A 16,615-nucleotide genomic window follows, 5' to 3' on the forward strand; every position below is an offset into this window, starting at 1 on the left:
GGGGTTGACGGCATTCAGGATGCCATGATGCGCTCTCTACCGATGTACGACGCGATGCAAGGGGCCCTCAAACAGGCCCACATGCTTTCCTCCGCAGTTGTGGCCGCAAGCGGCGCCTCTCTTTTGTACCTGCTGCACATCTACAACACTTCCTCCAAGAAAATCGAGCTTGCGTTACTGAACCAGGCGACCATCGAGCTGGTTTACTACATGCTCCTCCCCAGCATCGCCTTCAGTGTCGTTACCGGCGCGATCATCTGCCTTGCCGAAAGCCGCGTTCTGTTCTCCTGCCATTACATGGCGACGAAGGCCACCAATGCGGTAGCCGCGATCGCCCTCGGGGTGTTTCTCTACTTCGGGCTGCAAAAGCTTGCCGCCGCGGCTTCGGACGTGCGCGGGGTGGCGCTGGCGGGGTGGCAGCTGCAGGCCGAAGACGTGCTGGGGGGCATGAACCTCATCGCCGCGGTTTTCATGGGGACGGTGCTTTTCGTGTTGTACAACGTGGTGCACCGTCCCTGCTCCGAGTCCGGCGGATGCGAACTCTGCAAGCGGGAACGGGATCAAGGGGGCTGCGCAGGGTAGGGGAACGGCTACTCGGGAACGCCGGTAAGTAGGAGCGGATTGTCGAAGCCCGCTTGGGCTATGAAGCGGGCGGCTGCAGCGGGCCCCTCCTGGCAGGCCTCGGCAAGGCCCTTGCGGATCAGGTGCACCAGGACGCCTAAGTTGCCGTAGAGGGCGAAGCCGAAGTGAAGGCGCATGTGCTGCGCCGCGGCTTCCTCGAGTTCCTTGCCGCTTTCCTGCAGGGTCGCGACGTAGTGGCTCGGAAAGGCGACCACCTTGCGGTCCAGCCCGGCCAGAAACGCCTCGCGTTCTTCCGGCGCCAGCGTGGAGAAGTCGGCGCCGCACCAGACGCTTTCGCGCGTGGAGATGAGGGCCCGGCAGGTGAGGGGACGTACGGGGTAGACGCTGCAGGCTCCTTCGTCATCGAGCAGGGGGCAAAATCCCATCTGGCGGTGCAGGCGCAGGTACTGCGGGAGGTCGCTGACGTTTTTTACGAGATCCCGCAGCCGCACCGCGTAGCTTGCTACTTTTTCGGCCTGTGCCTCGTTCAGGCGGCGCGCTACGGCGAGCGCCTCGGCGAACCCGGTGTGGACGGCCAAGCTGCAGCAGTTGCGGCATCCCTTGCCGCAGTAGATCGAGCCGCCGTCCGCGCGGTAGTCGTCGACCCAGGACCGCACCAACATCTCCAGGAACATCTGCTGCTGTTTGACCTGCTCGAGGAGCTGGTCTAGCATCTCGCCGGTTACCGCCATCGCTTGAATCCCTCCACCTTTTTCCTTCTCGAATGCCCGGCAATATAAACAGGGATGGGCAGGATGTCAAACGCGGGCTAGCCGATGAAAAGGGAGGGGAAGGTTCCCACCTTGCCAAGAGGCAGACAAAACAAATCCCCCCTGTCCCCCCTTCGCCAAGGCTACGGGGGGCAGGCTCCCCCTTCGCAAAGGGGGGGACGTGATGCCATGCTCACTGCTTCGAAACTAACGCACACATGGTCCTACGGGTTTCCCTAAGGAACCGCGGTATTTTCTGGAGAACTTCAGTATTTGAGTACTTTGCCGAGAAAGGCTTTGAGTTCGGCGGTCTGGGGGGCGGCGAAGAGTTCCGCGGCGGGGCCCTCTTCGACGATCCTGCCGGCTCCGAGGAAGATGCCGTGGTCGGCTACCCTTTTCGCGAAACCCATTTCGTGGGTCACGATAATAAGCTCCCGCCCCTGGGCGCGGAGTTCCGCGATCAGGTCGAGTACCTCGGCGGTCATCTCGGGATCGAGGGCGGAGGTCGGCTCGTCGAAGAGTAAAAAGCGCGGCTTGATCGCGACGGCGCGCACGATTGCGACGCGCTGCTGTTGCCCGCCGGAAAGCTCGTAGGGGCGCTTGCCGGCGTGGGAGGCGAGTTGGAAGCGGTCTAGCAGTTCCATGGCGTAGCCGTTGGCCGCTTCTTTCGCGTAGCCGTGCGCCTGTACGAGGGGGAGGGTGACGTTTTCGAGCGCGGTCAGGTGGGGGAAGAGGTTGTAGGACTGAAAGACGGTGCCGATGCTGCGCCTGTACTTTATGAGACTCTCCCCGTCGGTCGGAAGCGGCACGTCGTCGATCTCCACGCCCCCCTGGTCCGGAAGTTCTAGCCCCGCCAGCACACGCAACAGGGTGGACTTGCCGCCGCCGGAGGGGCCGATCAGCGCGATGGAGCGCGCCCCGGAGAGCGAAAGCGAGATGCCGTTCAGGGCGGTCACCCCGTCGAAGCGTTTCACCACCCCGTCGAGCCTAAGACGCATAGCGGTACCTCCTCTCCAGATACTTGCTCAGCATGGAGATCGGAAGGGTGAGGGCCAGGTAGCCGAGCGCCAGGGGGAGGTAGCTTTCCATGGTCGAGTAGGTGAAGGCGTTCACCTCCTGGGCGTTCAGGGTGAATTCGCTTACGGCGATGATCGACAGAAGCGACGAGTCCTTGATCAGGGAGGCGAACTGTCCCGCAAGCGGCGGGAGGATCCTGCGCATCACCTGGGGAAAGACGACATAGCGATAGGTCTGGTACGGGGTGAGCCCGATGGCACGGGCGGAATCGAGCTGCGACTCCCCGACACTTTCGATCCCGGCCCGGATGATCTCGCTTATGTAGGCACCGGCGAAAAAGGCGAGGGTGAGCGTCCCCACTACGTAGCGGTTTCCTATCCCGAAGGCGTCGGCCACCACGTAGAAAAAGACGAGGATCTGGACGAGAAGCGGCGTGCCGCGGATGAGCTCGACGTAGATTTTCCCCAGGTAGCGTAGCGGCAGAAACGGGGAGCGGTGCGAAAGGGCGGCCGCGAGACCGACGACGAGGCTCGCCACAAGGGATGCGGCGGAGATGGCGAGGGTGATGAGCCAGCCGGAGACGAACTTCTGCCGGTACTGGTACACGGCATCCCAGTTCCAGCCGTAGTGGAGGCGGGAGAAGGCGAAGCTGAAGACGAGCGCGAGCAGAAAAAGGGCGCTTATCACCCCGACGGCGCGGCCGAAGCGGGGAATCTCCTCGTGGTTACCTTTGCTGCGCGCGAAAAGGATCTGGAAGCGGCGGCGGGACATGGCACCTCGGCAGGTGGCGGAGGGCGCAGTGCGCCCCGCTTGGGGGATGTCAGAAGAAGAAGGGGTAGCCCATCCTGCGGAAGCTCTCCTTCTCCTCCTTCAGGTAGCGATCGCCCAGCCTCTCGAAGCCGCCGGAGCGCCGGAAGTCGGCGAGGAAGCGGTTCACCTGTGCTTTCAGCGCGCCGTTTCCCTTGCGCATCCCTATGGCCCACGATTCGGTCTGGAAGGGCTTCAGGATCGCGCGCGTGGTCTCGGGGTTCCTCTGGTAGTTGCGGAAGGTGGACATCTGGTCGTAGATGAAGGCGTCGGCCTTCCCCTGTACGACTTCGAGGACCGCGGCGGCCTCCTTGTCGAGGACCAGGAGGCTCGCCTGTTTCAGGTGCGCCGCGGCGTAGACGTGACCGGTGGTTCCCTTTTTCACCGCGACGGTGCGCCCGGGCTGGTCGAGGTCGGCTATCGAGGCGACCGTAGTATCCTTCCCCACCAGCAGGCAGAGACCTGTGCTTAAGTATGGATCGGAAAAGTCGATGGAGCGCGCCCGCTCGGCGGTTGCGGTCATGGAGGAGATGATGAGGTCGATCTTCCCCGTCTTGAGCGAGGGGATCAGTCCGTCGAAGGCGATGTTCCTGATCTCGACCGGGCGCCCGAGCGCCTTGCCGAGCTCCCGGGCGAGCTGCACGCTTACCCCGTCCGGGCGGCCGCTTGCATCGGTCATCTCGAAGGGAGGGTAGGCGAGTTCCATGCCGACGACGAGCGTTTTCGAGGCAAACGCCGGGGACGCTGCGGAAAACAGAAGAATAAAGGCAGCGATGCTCAAAAAGCCGATTACTCTGGACAAAACACCCTCCTTTTCCTGCGAAACTTGGCATAACCTAATACACCCGGCAACCCCGACTGTCAAATGGGGTCCCTTGGTGGGCTTCGTTCGCTTTTTATCTGTGACTGGCGTCTTTACCCGCGCAATTTTTTTGTTATTGTTTCATCGCTTACCGCTTCGACTTCCAACCCTTCCCACAATGTCTGTACAATTACTGTCACCAATCTTGGAGGAGGTTTTTTATGAGGAAAGCGATATTTGCCTGTGTCAGTCTGCTGTCCATGGCGATCCCGGTGCTTGCCGGTCCCACCCCGGTCGCTCCCAACGGCATCGCCCTCTACCCCGATTACATGTCCTGGAGGGTGGTCGCTCCGTCGTATCGGGAGGACAAGGGGCACATCCGCGTCATCACCGGAAACGAAACCGCCGTTGCCGCGCTGCGGGCCGGGGTGAAGCCTCTTCCCGACGGCAGCGTGCTCGCCAAGGTTGCCTGGAAGGCGGTGAAGCACCCGTCGTTTCCCGTGGCGACCGAGGCCGGAGAGTTCGTACAGGTCGAGTTCATGGTGAAGGACGCGAAGAAGTACAAGGAGACGGGAGGATGGGGCTTCGCAAGGTTCGTCGGCAAGGATCTGAAGCCGTACGGCAAGGATGCTTCCTTCGTGAACGAGTGCTTCGGCTGTCATACGCCGGTGGCCGGAAACGATTACCTCTTTACCAGGATGGCCGGGACACCCTGATTCACACCTTTTTCATGACGGCCCTGAGCGTTCCGAGCGTGTAGGGTTTCTGGATGAAACCGGCCAGGCCGCCGTTGAATTTTTCGACCACGTCGTGCTCGCTGAAGCCGCTGGACATGATCACCTTCACCTCAGGGTCCATGAGCCGCAGCGCGCGGAAGCATGCCTCGCCGTCCATGTGCGGCATGGTGAGGTCGAGGATGACGGCCTTGATCCCTTCTGTGTCGCGGTAAAGGGCGAGCGCCTCCTCGCCGCTTTCGGCCGGAAGCGGCGTGTAGCCGAGCTCCAGCAAAAGCGCCGAGGCGATCGAGCGCACCGCCTCCTCGTCGTCCACTAAAAGCACCTTGCCTTCCCCCTGCCATGCGTCCGTGGCGGGGGAGGGCGCGCCCTTTTCCTCGCCGGGGGCGTCGGCTTTCGGGAAGAGGATCTTTAAGACGCTCCCCCTGCCCGGTTCGCTGTAGACCTTGATCCCCCCCTTGTGCCCGCGCACGATGCCGTGCACCGCCGCGAGACCCAAGCCGCGCCCGGTGAACTTGGTGGTGAAGAAGGGGTCGAAGATCTTGGCAACCATTTCCCTTTCCATGCCGCAGCCGTTGTCGCGCACCTCCAGGAAAACGTAGCTCCCTTCTTCCATATGCTCGCCTAGCAGCACATCCTTCAAGCTCGTGCGGTCCATTTCCATGATCCCGGTAGTGATGCCGATTTCGCCACGCCCTTCGCCGATCGCTTCGGAGGCGTTCATGACGAGGTTCATCAGGATCTGCTGGATCTGCGTGACGTCCGCCTCGATGTCGGGCAGCGGGATATGCAGGTTGAGTTCGAGGCCGGTGCGGTCCGAGAGGGAGCCCTCGAGGATGTGCTCGAGATCCTTCACGACCCGGTTCAGGTCCACGGGGCCGACCAGGAACCTCCCCTTGCCGGAGTAGGCGAGCATCTGTTTTGCCAGGTCGGCGGCCCGCGTTGCCGCCTGCTGGATCCGGTTCAGGTTCTTGACCACCGGCGAATCGGCGGGAAGGGCCATGAGGGAGAGGTCGACGTTGCCGATGATGGCCATGAGGATGTTGTTGAAGTCGTGGGCGACCCCGCCTGCCAGAACGCCGAGGCTCTCCATCTTCTGCGCATGCACCATCTGCTGTTCCAGGCGCGCCCGCTCCTCCTCGGCGCGTTTTCGTTCGGTGATGTCCTGCCCCACCGCCTGGAACGCCGAGACCCTTCCCTGGTCGTCGAAGAAGGCCCGGTTCGTCCACTGGTGCCAGCTGACACTCCCGTCGGAACTCCTCAGGGCCTGTTCCGTGATGCAGGTGGGGTTGTCGGGCGATGTGGCGTTCAGGGCCTCGCGCACCTGTTCGCGGTACTCCGGCAGGAGGAAGTCCAGGAAGTTCCTCCCGGTCATTTCCGCCTGGGTCATGCCGGTGCCGCAGGCGAGCGCCGGGTTCGCATAGGTGATGGTCCCATCGGGAAGGATGGTGCTTATGTAGGCGGGGCTGTCCTCCGAGATCTTGCGGTAACGCTCACGGCTTTCGTTTATGGCCTGCGCCGCGGCGATGGCGCTTGCATGGGCGGAGCGCAGCATGAAGGCGATGACGGTAAGGAGCAGGCTCACCGTCAAACCTCCCGCCAGGTAACCGCGGGACTGCCCCTTCCTCTGTTCCAGGGTGAAGGCGGGGAGGGAGTAAAAGGAAAAGAGCCAGTCGCGACCGAAACGGTGCACGGTGAGCGAGGCCGTGAGATCGCCGCGGTAATCGCGCGGCACCTTCGTTTTCCAGGCGGCGGTGCTGTCGAAGAGCATCGCGCCCGGGCTTTCGCTTTTTTCCGTGAAGATCCGGAAGCCGATGTCGTTGCCCCCCTTGGGGAAGTTCGCCGACATGAAATCGAGGATCCTGATCGGGCTGTAGACGAAAGCTTTCAGGGCCTCGCGCCGCTGCGCGACCGTGGCGATTGCTGCGCCCTGACGGTAGACCGGCATGTACATCAGGATCCCTTTCTGGGTGTCTTTCTCGGTCTCCTGAACCAGGACGACGGGGCTTGTCACCGCGGCCTCCCCGCGGTCGCGGGCCTGCTCCATCGCCTCGCGCCGTACCGGCTCGGAGAACATGTCGAAGCCGAAGGCGCGCTGGTTGCGCCAGTCGAAGGGTTCGAGGTAGATGATCGCGGTGTAGAAGGGGCGCTCGCCCTCGGGCCACATCTTGTAGGAGGTGAAGCCTTCCTTGCGTATGCGGCGGATGTGGCGCTCCCTCTCGTTTGGGTACACCACCTCGGTGACACCGAGCCCCTGCAGCCCCGGGTAGTTGCTCTCGAGGGAAAGCGACTGCGCGTAGCGGTGCCACTCGTCGCGCGTCACGTCATCACTTGCGTTGTAAAGCCCGGCCGCGCCGCGCAGTATCTGCTCGTCGTCCACGAGCTTGGTGAAAAAGCGCTCGGTGATCTCCTGGGTCCGGTCGCTGAAGATGGTCTGGCTGCGAACGTTGAGGCTGTGGTCGTACTGGCGCCAGAAGAACCAGGTCATCAAGAGGGAGAGGGTCATGACGAGATAGGGGAGGAAAGTGACGATCCTTCCCCAGTGGGAAATGGGGGCGATGGCGGGAGAGGATTTTTCCTGTGCGTAAACGTGTGCGTTCGGCATGCGTTTTTTCCCGTCGTTGTGGGGAGCTTCCGCACCGTGCGGTAGATGATTTACTTTACAGGACTTTTCCCCGAATTCAATCCTCCCGGGGGGCGTGCAGTGTAAAGCACGCCGTCATGGTGGCGTCAGGCGGTGGCCGCCTTCCGGCTCGCCATGATGACGCTGCGCAGGGAGGAAAGCTTGTACGGCTTCTGGATCAGCCCCGCCAATCCCTGACCGGCGAACTTCTTGGCCACCTCGTGCTCGCTGAAGCCGCTCGACATGATGACCTGGGCGGATGGATCGATCCGGCGCAGCTCGCGGAAACACTGCTCACCGTCCATGCGGGGCATGGTGAGGTCCAAAAGCACGAAGGCGACGTCGCCGTGCATCCGGTACGCCTCGACCGCCTCGCAGCCGTCCCGCGCCGTTATCACTTCGTATCCCAGCTCGCGCAGCAGTTCCCCGGCGGTGGAGCGGATTTCCTCCTCGTCGTCCACGAGTAGCACTACCCCTTCGCCCCGCCAGTTTTGCGCCTCGGCTTCCGGCGCGCTCACCCCGGCACACCCCGCCGCGGCGGGCAAAAGCACCTTGAAGGTGGTGCCTCGGCCGGGCTCGCTGTAGACCTTGATCGCCCCTTTGTGACTGCGGATGATGCCTAGGACCGCGGCCATGCCGAGCCCGCGGCCTGTGAACTTGGTGGTGAAGAAGGGGTCGAAGATCCGGGAAAGGGTCGCCTTGTCCATGCCGCAGCCGTCGTCGGTGACCTCGATGACCACGTAGGATCCGGCGGGGATCGGGTCCACGAGCCAGGCGTCGTTTAGGTATTCCTCCCTGCAGTCGGCGCAGGAAGTGGCGACCGTTATCGTGCCGTCGCTGTCGCCGATCGCCTCCGAGGCGTTGATGACGAGGTTCATGACGATCTGCCTGATCTGCGTCGCGTCCACCTCAACGGCCGGAAGCTCGTCGCCCAGTTGATAGTTGAGCACCACGCGTTTCGAGATGGCGACCTCCAGCATGTGCCCCATCTCCTGAAGCATGCGGTTCACGTCGATGGATTCGATGAGGAATTTGCCCTTGCCGGAGTAGGCGAGCATCTGGCGGGCGAGGTCGGCGGCGCGAACGGCGGAGGCCTCGACGCGCTGCAGGTTCTCCAGGGCGGGGGACTGTGCGGGAAGACGCAGGAGCGCGAGTTCCGTGTTCCCGATGATGGAGGTGAGGATGTTGTTGAAGTCGTGGGCGATGCCGCCGGCGAGGACGCCGAGGCTCTCCAGTTTCTGCGCGTGCAGGAGCTGCTGTTCCAGTCTTAGGCGCTCATTTTCCGCTTTCCTGCGCTCCGAGATGTTCCTCGCCACGCCGATAAAGGCGGGCCGGCCGTCGAAGTCGATCAGCCTGACCTTCACCTCGACCGGGAAGGTGGAGCCGTCCTTTCTGCGGTGCGCGGTCTCAAAGGTCGCCGAGGCGGCGTTAGAGAAACCTCTGAATTGTTCGGCGACCTTCTCCGGGGCGTCGTGGACCGCATCGAGATCTTCTATGCTCCGTTGGAGAAGCTCGGCGCGGGAGAAGCCGAGCTCGCTTACCGCCTGGTCGTTGGCGGCGATGATCCTGCCGTCGTCGTCGGCGATGTAGACCGGGTCGGCCACGTTCTGGAAGAGATCCCGGAAACGCTGCTCGCTTGCCGCTACCGCCTGCTCGGTCTTGCTGCGCTCCGCAATCTCCCGCTCTAGTTCGGCGGTGCGCTCTCGCACGCGGTCCTCGAGCTGAAGCGAGAGTTCCTTCAGGGCCAGTTGCGCCTTCTCCCGCTCGCGGAGCTCTTCCTGCAGCGACGCGGTGCGGCTTTTCACCACTTTTTTGAGCGCGTAGTTGGCGTATGCCGCGGCGGCGAGCAGCAGGGCGAGGAGAACCGCGACGGCCATCGCCATGAAGGTCCTGGTCGGCCGCCAGTGCATGTCGTCGACGAAGAGCCACTTCTTGAGGGCATCGCTACGCTCCTCGGACCCTATGGCGGCCAGCCCCTTGTTGAGGATCCCCTGCAGCTCGGGCCAGTCCTTTCTTATCCCCATCCCCCAGCGATACTCGAAGTCGGTCCTGCCGGCGAGCTGCAGGTTCGTGATGCCGCTTTCCTGCGCGTAGTAGGTGGCGTTGGCCATGTTCTCGACGTAGTAGTCGACCATGCCGAGCGAGGTCTTGGCGAGGGCGGTCGATACGTCCGGCACCACCTCAAGCCTGATCTCGGGGTACCTGTTCTTCAGGATGTCGTGCGCGGCGTAGTTCGAGACCACGGCGACCCTCTTTCCCTTCAGGTCCGCCAGGGTCTGTCCCGGGAGCACGCCGACCCTGGAGAAGATCCCGCCGGGGACGGTCACCAAGGTGTCGGTGAAGAGGGCGAACTTCTCGCGGTTCGGGGTCTTCACCATGGCGCCCAGGAGGTCCACTTCGTGCGCCCTGAACTTCTCCATCACCTCGTCCCAGTTCTTCAGGTGCACGACGGTGATGGTGATGCCGAGTTTTTGTTCGAGGAGGCGGATGATGTCGGCGGCGGCTCCCTGGTACCTGCCGTTTTCGTCGAAGAACTCGATCGGTTTGAAATCGGGGTCGGGGGCGAGCTTGATGACCGGATGCAGTTTGAGCCACTGCTGTTCCTGGGGGGTGAGGACGACGCTAGTCTCGGGGCGTGCAGCGCCGCAATCGGGAGCCCAATAGACTGACATAAGCAGAAATGTCACTGTCACAACCAGACGCAACCAGGTCATTTTGTCGTCCTCAAAGCGTGAGCATGCTTCGACAGTTTGGATACTGGTAGTTTCCTCATCGGTAGCCGCACCGTGAGTCTTTACCACAGATTGATAAAAACCTATGAAAAAAATACCACTGCAAACTTTTCGGGTGAGGATAGCGCCGCGGGTGCCCGGTCTTCGGCTCGCGGCGCAGCGATGTGTTGCGGGTGCCGACACGGAAAACACGCAAGGAAAGCGGTGCGGCGAGCGGTGTGTCGGTGCTATTGACAACGCCCCGGGGGGATCCTATGCTGAACTGGTCGGAAGCAAATGCCTGAAAGATTGGAGGTTTGTCATGCTGAAACCGATACCGGAAGGATTCCACAGCGTCACCCCCATGTTCATGTTCAGGGAGTGCCGCAAGGCGATAGAGTTCTACAAAAACGCGTTCGGCGCCATCGAGCGCTACGCGATGCCGACCCCGGACGGCCGGGGCATCATGCACGCCGAGCTCCTCGTGGGCGATTCCATCCTCATGATGGGAGACGAGCAGCAGCAGTGCAAGAGCGCGGAAAGCATGGGCGCCTCGCCCGTCAGCTTCTACCTCTACGTTGACAACGTCGACGCCGCCTTCCGGCGCGCGGTAGAGGCCGGGGCAACGGTGCAGATGGAGGTGCAGGAGATGTTCTGGGGCGACCGGGCCGGTGCCCTGCGCGACCCCTTCGGCTACAGCTGGATGCTGGCAACCCACACCAGGGACCTGACCCAGGAGGAGATCCGCGCAGGGGCCGAGGCTGCCTTCGCCGAAGCATCCAGGAGCTGAAGGCGACCTGACCTTTTTGGTGCAATGAAGGGAGGATCGGCATCATGAAAAAAGCAGTCATGGCAGCTTTTGCCATAGCGATCGTCACGGCTTCCTGCGTCGAGGCCGCTGAGACCTGGTACACCGGGGACGGGCGCTGCGTTCCCCCGAAGGACGACGGGACCTATGCCGCCCCCTACAACGCCATGGAACATCCGGGGGACTACCCGACCTTCCAGGGTGCCGACAAGCCCGGCTGGTCCTGCAGCTACCAGCGGGAAGACGGGGTGATCATCCAGTACGGCAACAGTTTTACGCCGCAGCAGCAGTGGATTGCCTTCTGGGTGGCGGGAAAAGGGGGCCTTGATTGAGGCGCGGCGCCTGACGCGAGGAGGTTCACCATGAAGAGACAGGAAGGACTGGTCGTAATGATCACCGGCGCCACCGACGGCCTCGGTGCGCGGGTCGCCGCCGGTCTCGCCGAACTTGGCGCCACCGTGCTTTTGCACGGCAGAAACCCCGAGAAGGGGAAACGGGTTCTGGAAGAGATCGGGGCGGCAAGCGGCAGCGACCGGCTGCACTACTACAACGCCGATCTCACCTCGCTCGCCGAGGTGGAGGCCCTGGCGGGGGAAGTCGCGGCAGACTGGCGCGGGCTTGATGTCCTCATCAACAACGCGGGCCTCGGCGCAGGAGCTGAGCCGCAACACCGCGAGACCAGCGCGGACGGCTATGAACTGCGTTTCGCGGTCAACTACCTGGCGCCGGTGCTGCTCAGTTACCGGCTCCTGCCGCTGTTACGGCTGAGGGGGGAGGAGACCGGGGAGGCGCGCATCGTGAACGTGGCTTCGGTGGCGCAGCGCGCCATCGATTTCGAGGACGTCATGCTCCAGAGGGAGTACGACGGCATGCGCGCCTACAGCCAGAGCAAGCTCGCCCTCATCATGTTCAGTTTCGACCTGGCGCGGGAGCTTGCCGGGAGTCCGGTCACGGTGAACGCCATGCACCCGGCCTCGCTCATGGATACCAACATGGTGCGGGAATGGTTCGGGACGGCGCGGACCACCGTGGACGAAGGGGCGCGCTACCTGTTGCGCCTGGCGGTGGATGAAGAGGTGAAGGGGATGACCGGGCTCTACTTCGACCAGGGGCGGCCGGAGCGGGCCGATCCCCAGGCCTACGACGAAGAGGCGCGCCGGCGCCTGCGCGAGCTGACGCTCAGGTGGATCAGCCTGCACCATGTTTAGCAACAGAGGGTGCCGGGGGGATCTTCTCCCGGCACCTGCTCTTCCCCTTACAGCTCCCTGCGCGCCGCCGCGGGCGAAAAGCGTACCGCGACGATGCGCGTGAAGGCGAGCGACAGCACGAGCGCGATGGTCATCGCCACCTCCTGCCACTCGATATCCTTGTACCAAAAGGCCATCACCTCGGTCAGCACGGTGACGATGACCGTGTCGATGATGTAGGTGACCTTGACGCGCCCCTCCGTGGAATAGGCGAGGGCGGTACGCAGCACCTCGATCACGGCGAGCACGGTCAGAAGGTCCACCATGATCTGCTTGAAGGCGGCGTGAAACTCCTCCTCGAAGACAAGGCGCAGGTCGTAAAGCGTGCATCCCACCCCGGCCAGGATGGCGAGCAGGATGGTGACGATCAGAAAGGTCAGCACCACGCGCGTGGACATCTCGTAGAAGCGCGCGAGCTTGAAATCCACCGTGTTTTCTCTCCACATATCGCTTTCTCCTCAGCTTTTTTGCCGGCATGATACCAGGAGAAGGTTACAGCCGGTTATGGGCGGCATTACGATTGCGTCACGAAAAGGAACAAAAAAAACCGGCCTCTTGCGGAGCCGGTTTTCTTTCCTTCCTGCCGTCCTCAGCGATCCCCGTCCCGGTAGCGCTCACGCACGAGCTTTAATACCGGGTGCTCCAGGGAAACGGGCACCAGGTATTCACCGACCAGTTCACGGTCCCACCATTGCTTCCTGCCGAAGCGGTAACGGTAGTAAAGCGCGCGGATGTAGCGCGGCGGCCGCTCCGGAAAGGGATTTTCGCGCAGGAGCCGCAGCGTTGCGGCGTCCCCCTCCAAAAGCCTGATCACCAACTGCACGAACCAGCGCGAGTGTCCCGCCTGACCGGGCATCGCCTCGAACCACATCAGCCAGTCCAGGCGCAGGTGGTACGGCGCGACGACTGGGGGGATGCGGTCCGGGTTCCCCGGCTTTCCCTTGAACTCGTAGGCGCGCCAGTTCGCGTCGACCCCCGCCGCGTCCTCCTCTGTCCCCTCGATGACGATCTCATAGCGTTCTTTCGTGATGCTGCCGAAGGCCCCGTAGGTGTTCACCAGGTGGAAGGGATCGAAGGAGGTGTTCATGATCTGCGACCGGGAGAAGAGGTTCAGCACCGGTTCCGCGCTGCGCAGCGCCACCAGGATGAAAAGCCCCCAGGTGAGGGCGGTGAAAAGCGGCGCCTGAGGAACCATCGGGGGCGCCGTCAGGGAGAAAAACCGGGCGATGAGCGTGCCGTCCAGCGGGCTCAGGCAGATGACGGCGGTGAGCCAGTTGAGCCAGGCGAAGTTGCCGCTCACGATGATGGAACCGAGAAACAGGAGCGAAACGGTCGAGGCGGCCGCGGCGACCGGCTGGGGCGCGAAGAAAAAGGGAGGGAGGATGAGTTCGGCCAGGTGATTGAAGAGGACACCGGCCTTGTGCACCGAAGGGGGAAGGCGGTGGAAGAGGCGGCTTAACGGGTTCGGCATGGGCTGCGTCTCGAAGTGGTAGTCAAGGCAGGTGAGGTCGCGCCAGCAGTTATCCCCCCTGATCTTGATCATCCCCGCGCCGAACATGACGCGAAAGGCGAGCCAGCGGTAGAGCCAGATCACCTGCCACCCCGGCTCGGTGCCGGAAGGGCCGAGGAAGACGGCCAGAAAGCCCGCCTCCAGAAGGAGCGACTCCCAGCCGAAGGCGTAGAAGGTCTGGCCGATGTTCACGAAGGATAGGTAGAGGGCCCAGAGCAGGAACCAGGAAAGCATGGATGTGAAGACACCGTAGGCGTCGGTGATACCGCAGAGCGCGAGAAGGGACAGGAAGACGCCGAGGATGGAAAAGATGAGGTAGGACCGGTCCCCCGGCAGGACGTGGAAGATGCTCGGGGCGTCCCGGAAGGGGACGAGCCGCATGAAGTAGCGGGCCGGCTCGAGCCCGTGGTCGCCGCAAAGGGGGCGAAACTGGTACAGCGCGGCGAGAAAACCCATCAGGTAGATGAGGGCAAGGCCCCTTTGCAGAAGAATCCGGATGATCCAGTAGCCGTCGTCGTTCATGGTGGCCTCCGGGGAGGTGCGGATTTGTTCGCAGGGTCAGGGCGGCCCGGCAGGGGGTGCTGTTTCCGGCTTCGGGAAGCCCGGCGCCTCAAAGGTGATCCGCTGCGGACCGATGCCGAGGTCGCGAAGCGCCATGCGCGCCGCATGGTAGCCGCACATGCCATGCACGCCGCCCCCCGGTGGGGTCCCCGACGAACAGAGGTAGAGACCGGGAAGCGGGGTGCGGTAGGGGGCGAAGAGGGTGGGGCGGCAGAGAAACTGGCGCAGGTCCTGGACGCCGCCGTTTATGTCCCCGCCGATGAGGTTTGCGTTGTACTGCTGGTACTGGGCGCAGTTACGCGTGTGCCGGGCGAGCACGAGGTCGCGGAAACCGGGGGCGAAGCGCTCCATCTGCGCTTCGATCCGTTCGGTCATGTCGAAGGTGGAGCCGCTCGGAACGTGGCAGTATCCCCACGCGACGTGCTTGTTCTCCGGTGCGCGGGACGGGTCGACGATGGTCGGCTGCGCGACGAGGACGAAAGGGTGCTCCGGGTGCGTGCCGCGCCAGACCTCCCGCTCGCCAAGGGCGATTTCCGGCGCGCTCCCCCCGACGTGCACCGTGGCGGCGCGCCGGCATGCTTCGGCACGCCAGGGGATCGGGGCGTTCAGGGCCCAGTCGATCTTGAAGATGCCGGGGCCGTAGCGGTATTCGGTCAGCCTGCGCCGGTAACCTGCCGGGAGCTTATCTCCCGCGAGCCTTTCCAGCTGGCGTGCGGTCAGGTCTAACATCACGATGCGCGCCGCGGGGAGTTCGGCGAGGCTATTTATGGCGCACCCGGTGACGATATCCCCCCCGAGCCGCCGCAGGTAGGAGGCAAGCGCGGAGCTTACGGCGCCGGAGCCCCCCTGCGCCACGGGCCAGCCGGCGACGTGGGCGAGGGCGCCCAAGATGAGGCCGAAGGCCCCGGAAAGGGGGCGCTCCAGCGGGAGAAAGGAGTGGGCGGCCATGCCGGCGAAGAGGGCGCGGGCTGGATCGCCCCCGAAAGCGGAGCGCCCGAGGAGCGTGGCGGGAAGAAGCCCGTAAAGGCCGAAACGCGCGAAAGAAACGGGGTGCTGCGGGAAGTGCAGCGGCGCCAGAAGATCGGGGGCGAGTTCCTCCCAGTGTGCAACGATCGGGGAGAAAAGGGCCCGGTAACGCCCGGCATCTTTATCGAGACCGGCGGAGGTTGCGGCGAGGTCGCGGTAGAGGAGGGCTGCTTCATCACCCGCTAACGGGTGGGCGAGTTGTACCTCGGGGTAGAGCCAGGTGAGGCCGTGTTCGGAGAGCGGGAGGGTGCGAAAGAATGGGGAAGAGACGGCAAGCGGGTGGATCGCGGAGCAGACGTCGTGCAGAAAGCCCGGGAGGGTGAGCGCCTCGCTCCTGGTGCCTCCGCCGATGGTCGCGGCGGCTTCCACGACGGTGACCTTCAGCCCGGCGCGGGCGAGGGTTATCGCGGCCGCGAGGCCGTTTGGTCCAGAGCCGACCACCACGGCGTCTATGTCGCCTGCGCAGGGCATCGCGCCTCCTCCTTTCGTCCTTTAAAAAACACGAGGCTTAAGTCTAGCAGGCTTCGCGGAAAGGGCATCCGGCAAATCCCCCTGCGCGGAGGCACTACGGAAATTTCGGGGATGGCGAAAAAGTGTGCCGACGAAGCGCTGCAGGTGACCTCGCGCCCCCCCCTTTTGCGAAGGGGGGACGGGGGGGATTTGCTTTTGTTTACTGGTTTTAGTCGATTGAACGGAGTCGCTTTCCACATGGACAAGTTGTTCGTCATCTGTCACTTGCTGTTGCAGCGTGCGTTATCGCACCGTCAGCGGGTGCTTGTGTGGTCGGACAGAGGCAAATTCCCCCTATCCCCCCTTCGCGGAGGCGCTACGGGGGGCAGGCTCCCCCTTCGCAAAGGGGGGGACGTTAGGGGACATGCAGTGCTTGCAAGCAGCTGCACTTCGCGTTCCATGGAATTTCTTGAAGAACTTCAGAAAAGGGGGGGGCTAGGGGGCATGCAGCAATTTGTGGAGAAGAGAAAAACGGGAAAAGGCGAGGGGGACGATGGGCTCGGGATGACGGCGGCGTCCCCCCCTCCCTCTCCCGCCTGCGGAGAGGGAGGGGGGAGGGGCTCAGAACGGGATGCCGGTGGGGATGAAGGCCACACTGTCACCGGGGTTGACTTTGTGGTCGAGGGTGTAGACACGGTGGTTCACGAAGACCGCTTCCACTTTCTCCATCGGGAGATCGAGGTCGTGCGCGATGGCGGCGGCGCTTACCCCTCCCTCGGGGACGGCAACTTCTGCCTGCGACGGCAGTCCCCTGTTTTTGCGCACCGTGTGCAGCGCTCCGAACATACGTACCGTCGTGTTTGCTCTCGTGGACATGGCTAACTCCTTTCTGTTTGCTGTGACATTGCGGGCGGGTGCTTCACCGTTTGATGTTGGCAACTGGAAGGGTGTGAGGCATCAGTCCGTGGTGAATCGAACGTTTGTTCGA

Annotated in this window: 15 protein-coding genes; 5 read left to right on the forward strand and 10 right to left on the reverse strand. The window is 63.3% G+C overall.

The genetic code is table 11. From position 1 onward, the window contains the following. Nucleotides 1-27: 27 nt before the first annotated feature. On the forward strand, nucleotides 28-582 hold the full coding sequence (locus tag E4633_RS14010; RefSeq protein WP_135871034.1) for a hypothetical protein: 555 nt from the start codon (nucleotides 28-30) through the stop codon (nucleotides 580-582). 8 nt (nucleotides 583-590) lie between these two features. Here the strand turns inward: E4633_RS14010 and E4633_RS14015 are convergent, their stop codons facing one another. From E4633_RS14015 to E4633_RS14030, 4 genes are all read right to left on the reverse strand, one after another. Further along, entirely contained in the window at nucleotides 591-1,313 is a 723-nt protein-coding gene (locus tag E4633_RS14015) for a YkgJ family cysteine cluster protein (RefSeq protein WP_246038138.1), read from the reverse strand. Nucleotides 1,314-1,597: 284 nt separating this feature from the next. Further along, on the reverse strand, nucleotides 1,598-2,329 hold the full coding sequence (locus tag E4633_RS14020) for an amino acid ABC transporter ATP-binding protein (protein WP_135871036.1): 732 nt from the start codon (nucleotides 2,327-2,329) through the stop codon (nucleotides 1,598-1,600). Then, entirely contained in the window at nucleotides 2,319-3,119 is an 801-nt protein-coding gene (locus E4633_RS14025) for an amino acid ABC transporter permease (protein WP_135871038.1), read from the reverse strand. The genes E4633_RS14020 and E4633_RS14025 overlap by 11 nt, the downstream gene beginning before the upstream one ends. Before the next feature lie 49 nt (nucleotides 3,120-3,168). Continuing rightward, nucleotides 3,169-3,957: a transporter substrate-binding domain-containing protein gene (locus E4633_RS14030; protein WP_198419445.1), complete on the reverse strand. Its 789-nt coding sequence runs from the start codon at nucleotides 3,955-3,957 to the stop codon at nucleotides 3,169-3,171. Nucleotides 3,958-4,178: 221 nt separating this feature from the next. Between E4633_RS14030 and E4633_RS14035 the strand changes: the two genes are divergently transcribed. Further along, the gene (locus E4633_RS14035) at nucleotides 4,179-4,673 is read left to right on the forward strand and encodes a cytochrome P460 family protein (RefSeq protein ID WP_135871040.1); all 495 of its coding nucleotides are present in this window, start codon (nucleotides 4,179-4,181) and stop codon (nucleotides 4,671-4,673) included. Nucleotide 4,674: 1 nt separating this feature from the next. On the opposite strand, the gene E4633_RS14040 is transcribed toward E4633_RS14035, so the two are convergent. Together E4633_RS14040 and E4633_RS20625 are read right to left on the reverse strand one after the other, a co-directional pair. Next, entirely contained in the window at nucleotides 4,675-7,296 is a 2,622-nt protein-coding gene (locus E4633_RS14040; protein ID WP_135871042.1) for a CHASE domain-containing protein, read from the reverse strand. 125 nt (nucleotides 7,297-7,421) lie between these two features. Further along, nucleotides 7,422-10,028, reverse strand: a complete 2,607-nt coding sequence (locus E4633_RS20625) for a PAS domain S-box protein (RefSeq protein WP_198419446.1) — start codon at nucleotides 10,026-10,028, stop codon at nucleotides 7,422-7,424. Between the two features lie 319 nt (nucleotides 10,029-10,347). Between E4633_RS20625 and E4633_RS14050 the strand changes: the two genes are divergently transcribed. The 3 genes from E4633_RS14050 to E4633_RS14060 are packed head-to-tail and all read left to right on the forward strand — an operon-like array spanning nucleotide 10,348 to nucleotide 12,041. Further along, entirely contained in the window at nucleotides 10,348-10,815 is a 468-nt protein-coding gene (locus E4633_RS14050) for a VOC family protein (RefSeq protein ID WP_135871044.1), read from the forward strand. A gap of 44 nt (nucleotides 10,816-10,859) precedes the next feature. Next, nucleotides 10,860-11,165: a hypothetical protein gene (locus tag E4633_RS14055; RefSeq protein WP_246038140.1), complete on the forward strand. Its 306-nt coding sequence runs from the start codon at nucleotides 10,860-10,862 to the stop codon at nucleotides 11,163-11,165. Between the two features lie 30 nt (nucleotides 11,166-11,195). Next, a complete protein-coding gene (locus tag E4633_RS14060; RefSeq protein ID WP_135871048.1) occupies nucleotides 11,196-12,041 on the forward strand; it encodes an SDR family NAD(P)-dependent oxidoreductase in 846 nt (281 codons plus the stop codon). Nucleotides 12,042-12,088: 47 nt separating this feature from the next. Here E4633_RS14060 and E4633_RS14065 read toward each other — a convergent pair whose 3' ends face one another. From E4633_RS14065 to E4633_RS14080, 4 genes are all read right to left on the reverse strand, one after another. After that, the gene (locus tag E4633_RS14065; protein WP_129126566.1) at nucleotides 12,089-12,526 is read right to left on the reverse strand and encodes a phosphate-starvation-inducible PsiE family protein; all 438 of its coding nucleotides are present in this window, start codon (nucleotides 12,524-12,526) and stop codon (nucleotides 12,089-12,091) included. 143 nt (nucleotides 12,527-12,669) lie between these two features. Continuing rightward, the gene (locus E4633_RS14070; RefSeq protein WP_135871050.1) at nucleotides 12,670-14,112 is read right to left on the reverse strand and encodes a lipase maturation factor family protein; all 1,443 of its coding nucleotides are present in this window, start codon (nucleotides 14,110-14,112) and stop codon (nucleotides 12,670-12,672) included. Between the two features lie 36 nt (nucleotides 14,113-14,148). Then, entirely contained in the window at nucleotides 14,149-15,648 is a 1,500-nt protein-coding gene (locus E4633_RS14075; RefSeq protein ID WP_135871052.1) for a phytoene desaturase family protein, read from the reverse strand. Between the two features lie 600 nt (nucleotides 15,649-16,248). Next, on the reverse strand, nucleotides 16,249-16,503 hold the full coding sequence (locus E4633_RS14080; protein WP_135871054.1) for a MoaD/ThiS family protein: 255 nt from the start codon (nucleotides 16,501-16,503) through the stop codon (nucleotides 16,249-16,251). Nucleotides 16,504-16,615: the final 112 nt, after the last annotated feature.

Origin of the sequence: Geomonas terrae, assembly GCF_004791675.1 — a bacterium.
Lineage (GTDB): Bacteria > Desulfobacterota > Desulfuromonadia > Geobacterales > Geobacteraceae > Geomonas > Geomonas edaphica.

Bases quoted from the DNA above. Each gene is read 5' to 3' on its own strand.
- E4633_RS14010 (WP_135871034.1), top strand. From the start codon at position 28: ATGCGCTCTCTACCGATGTACGACGCGATGCAAGGGGCCCTCAAACAG.
- E4633_RS14015 (WP_246038138.1), bottom strand. From the start codon at position 1,313: ATGGCGGTAACCGGCGAGATGCTAGACCAGCTCCTCGAGCAGGTCAAA.
- E4633_RS14020 (WP_135871036.1), bottom strand. From the start codon at position 2,329: ATGCGTCTTAGGCTCGACGGGGTGGTGAAACGCTTCGACGGGGTGACC.
- E4633_RS14025 (WP_135871038.1), bottom strand. From the start codon at position 3,119: ATGTCCCGCCGCCGCTTCCAGATCCTTTTCGCGCGCAGCAAAGGTAAC.
- E4633_RS14035 (WP_135871040.1), top strand. From the start codon at position 4,179: ATGAGGAAAGCGATATTTGCCTGTGTCAGTCTGCTGTCCATGGCGATC.
- E4633_RS14040 (WP_135871042.1), bottom strand. From the start codon at position 7,296: ATGCCGAACGCACACGTTTACGCACAGGAAAAATCCTCTCCCGCCATC.
- E4633_RS20625 (WP_198419446.1), bottom strand. From the start codon at position 10,028: ATGACCTGGTTGCGTCTGGTTGTGACAGTGACATTTCTGCTTATGTCA.
- E4633_RS14050 (WP_135871044.1), top strand. From the start codon at position 10,348: ATGCTGAAACCGATACCGGAAGGATTCCACAGCGTCACCCCCATGTTC.
- E4633_RS14055 (WP_246038140.1), top strand. From the start codon at position 10,860: ATGAAAAAAGCAGTCATGGCAGCTTTTGCCATAGCGATCGTCACGGCT.
- E4633_RS14060 (WP_135871048.1), top strand. From the start codon at position 11,196: ATGAAGAGACAGGAAGGACTGGTCGTAATGATCACCGGCGCCACCGAC.
- E4633_RS14065 (WP_129126566.1), bottom strand. From the start codon at position 12,526: ATGTGGAGAGAAAACACGGTGGATTTCAAGCTCGCGCGCTTCTACGAG.
- E4633_RS14070 (WP_135871050.1), bottom strand. From the start codon at position 14,112: ATGAACGACGACGGCTACTGGATCATCCGGATTCTTCTGCAAAGGGGC.
- E4633_RS14075 (WP_135871052.1), bottom strand. From the start codon at position 15,648: ATGCCCTGCGCAGGCGACATAGACGCCGTGGTGGTCGGCTCTGGACCA.
- E4633_RS14080 (WP_135871054.1), bottom strand. From the start codon at position 16,503: ATGTCCACGAGAGCAAACACGACGGTACGTATGTTCGGAGCGCTGCAC.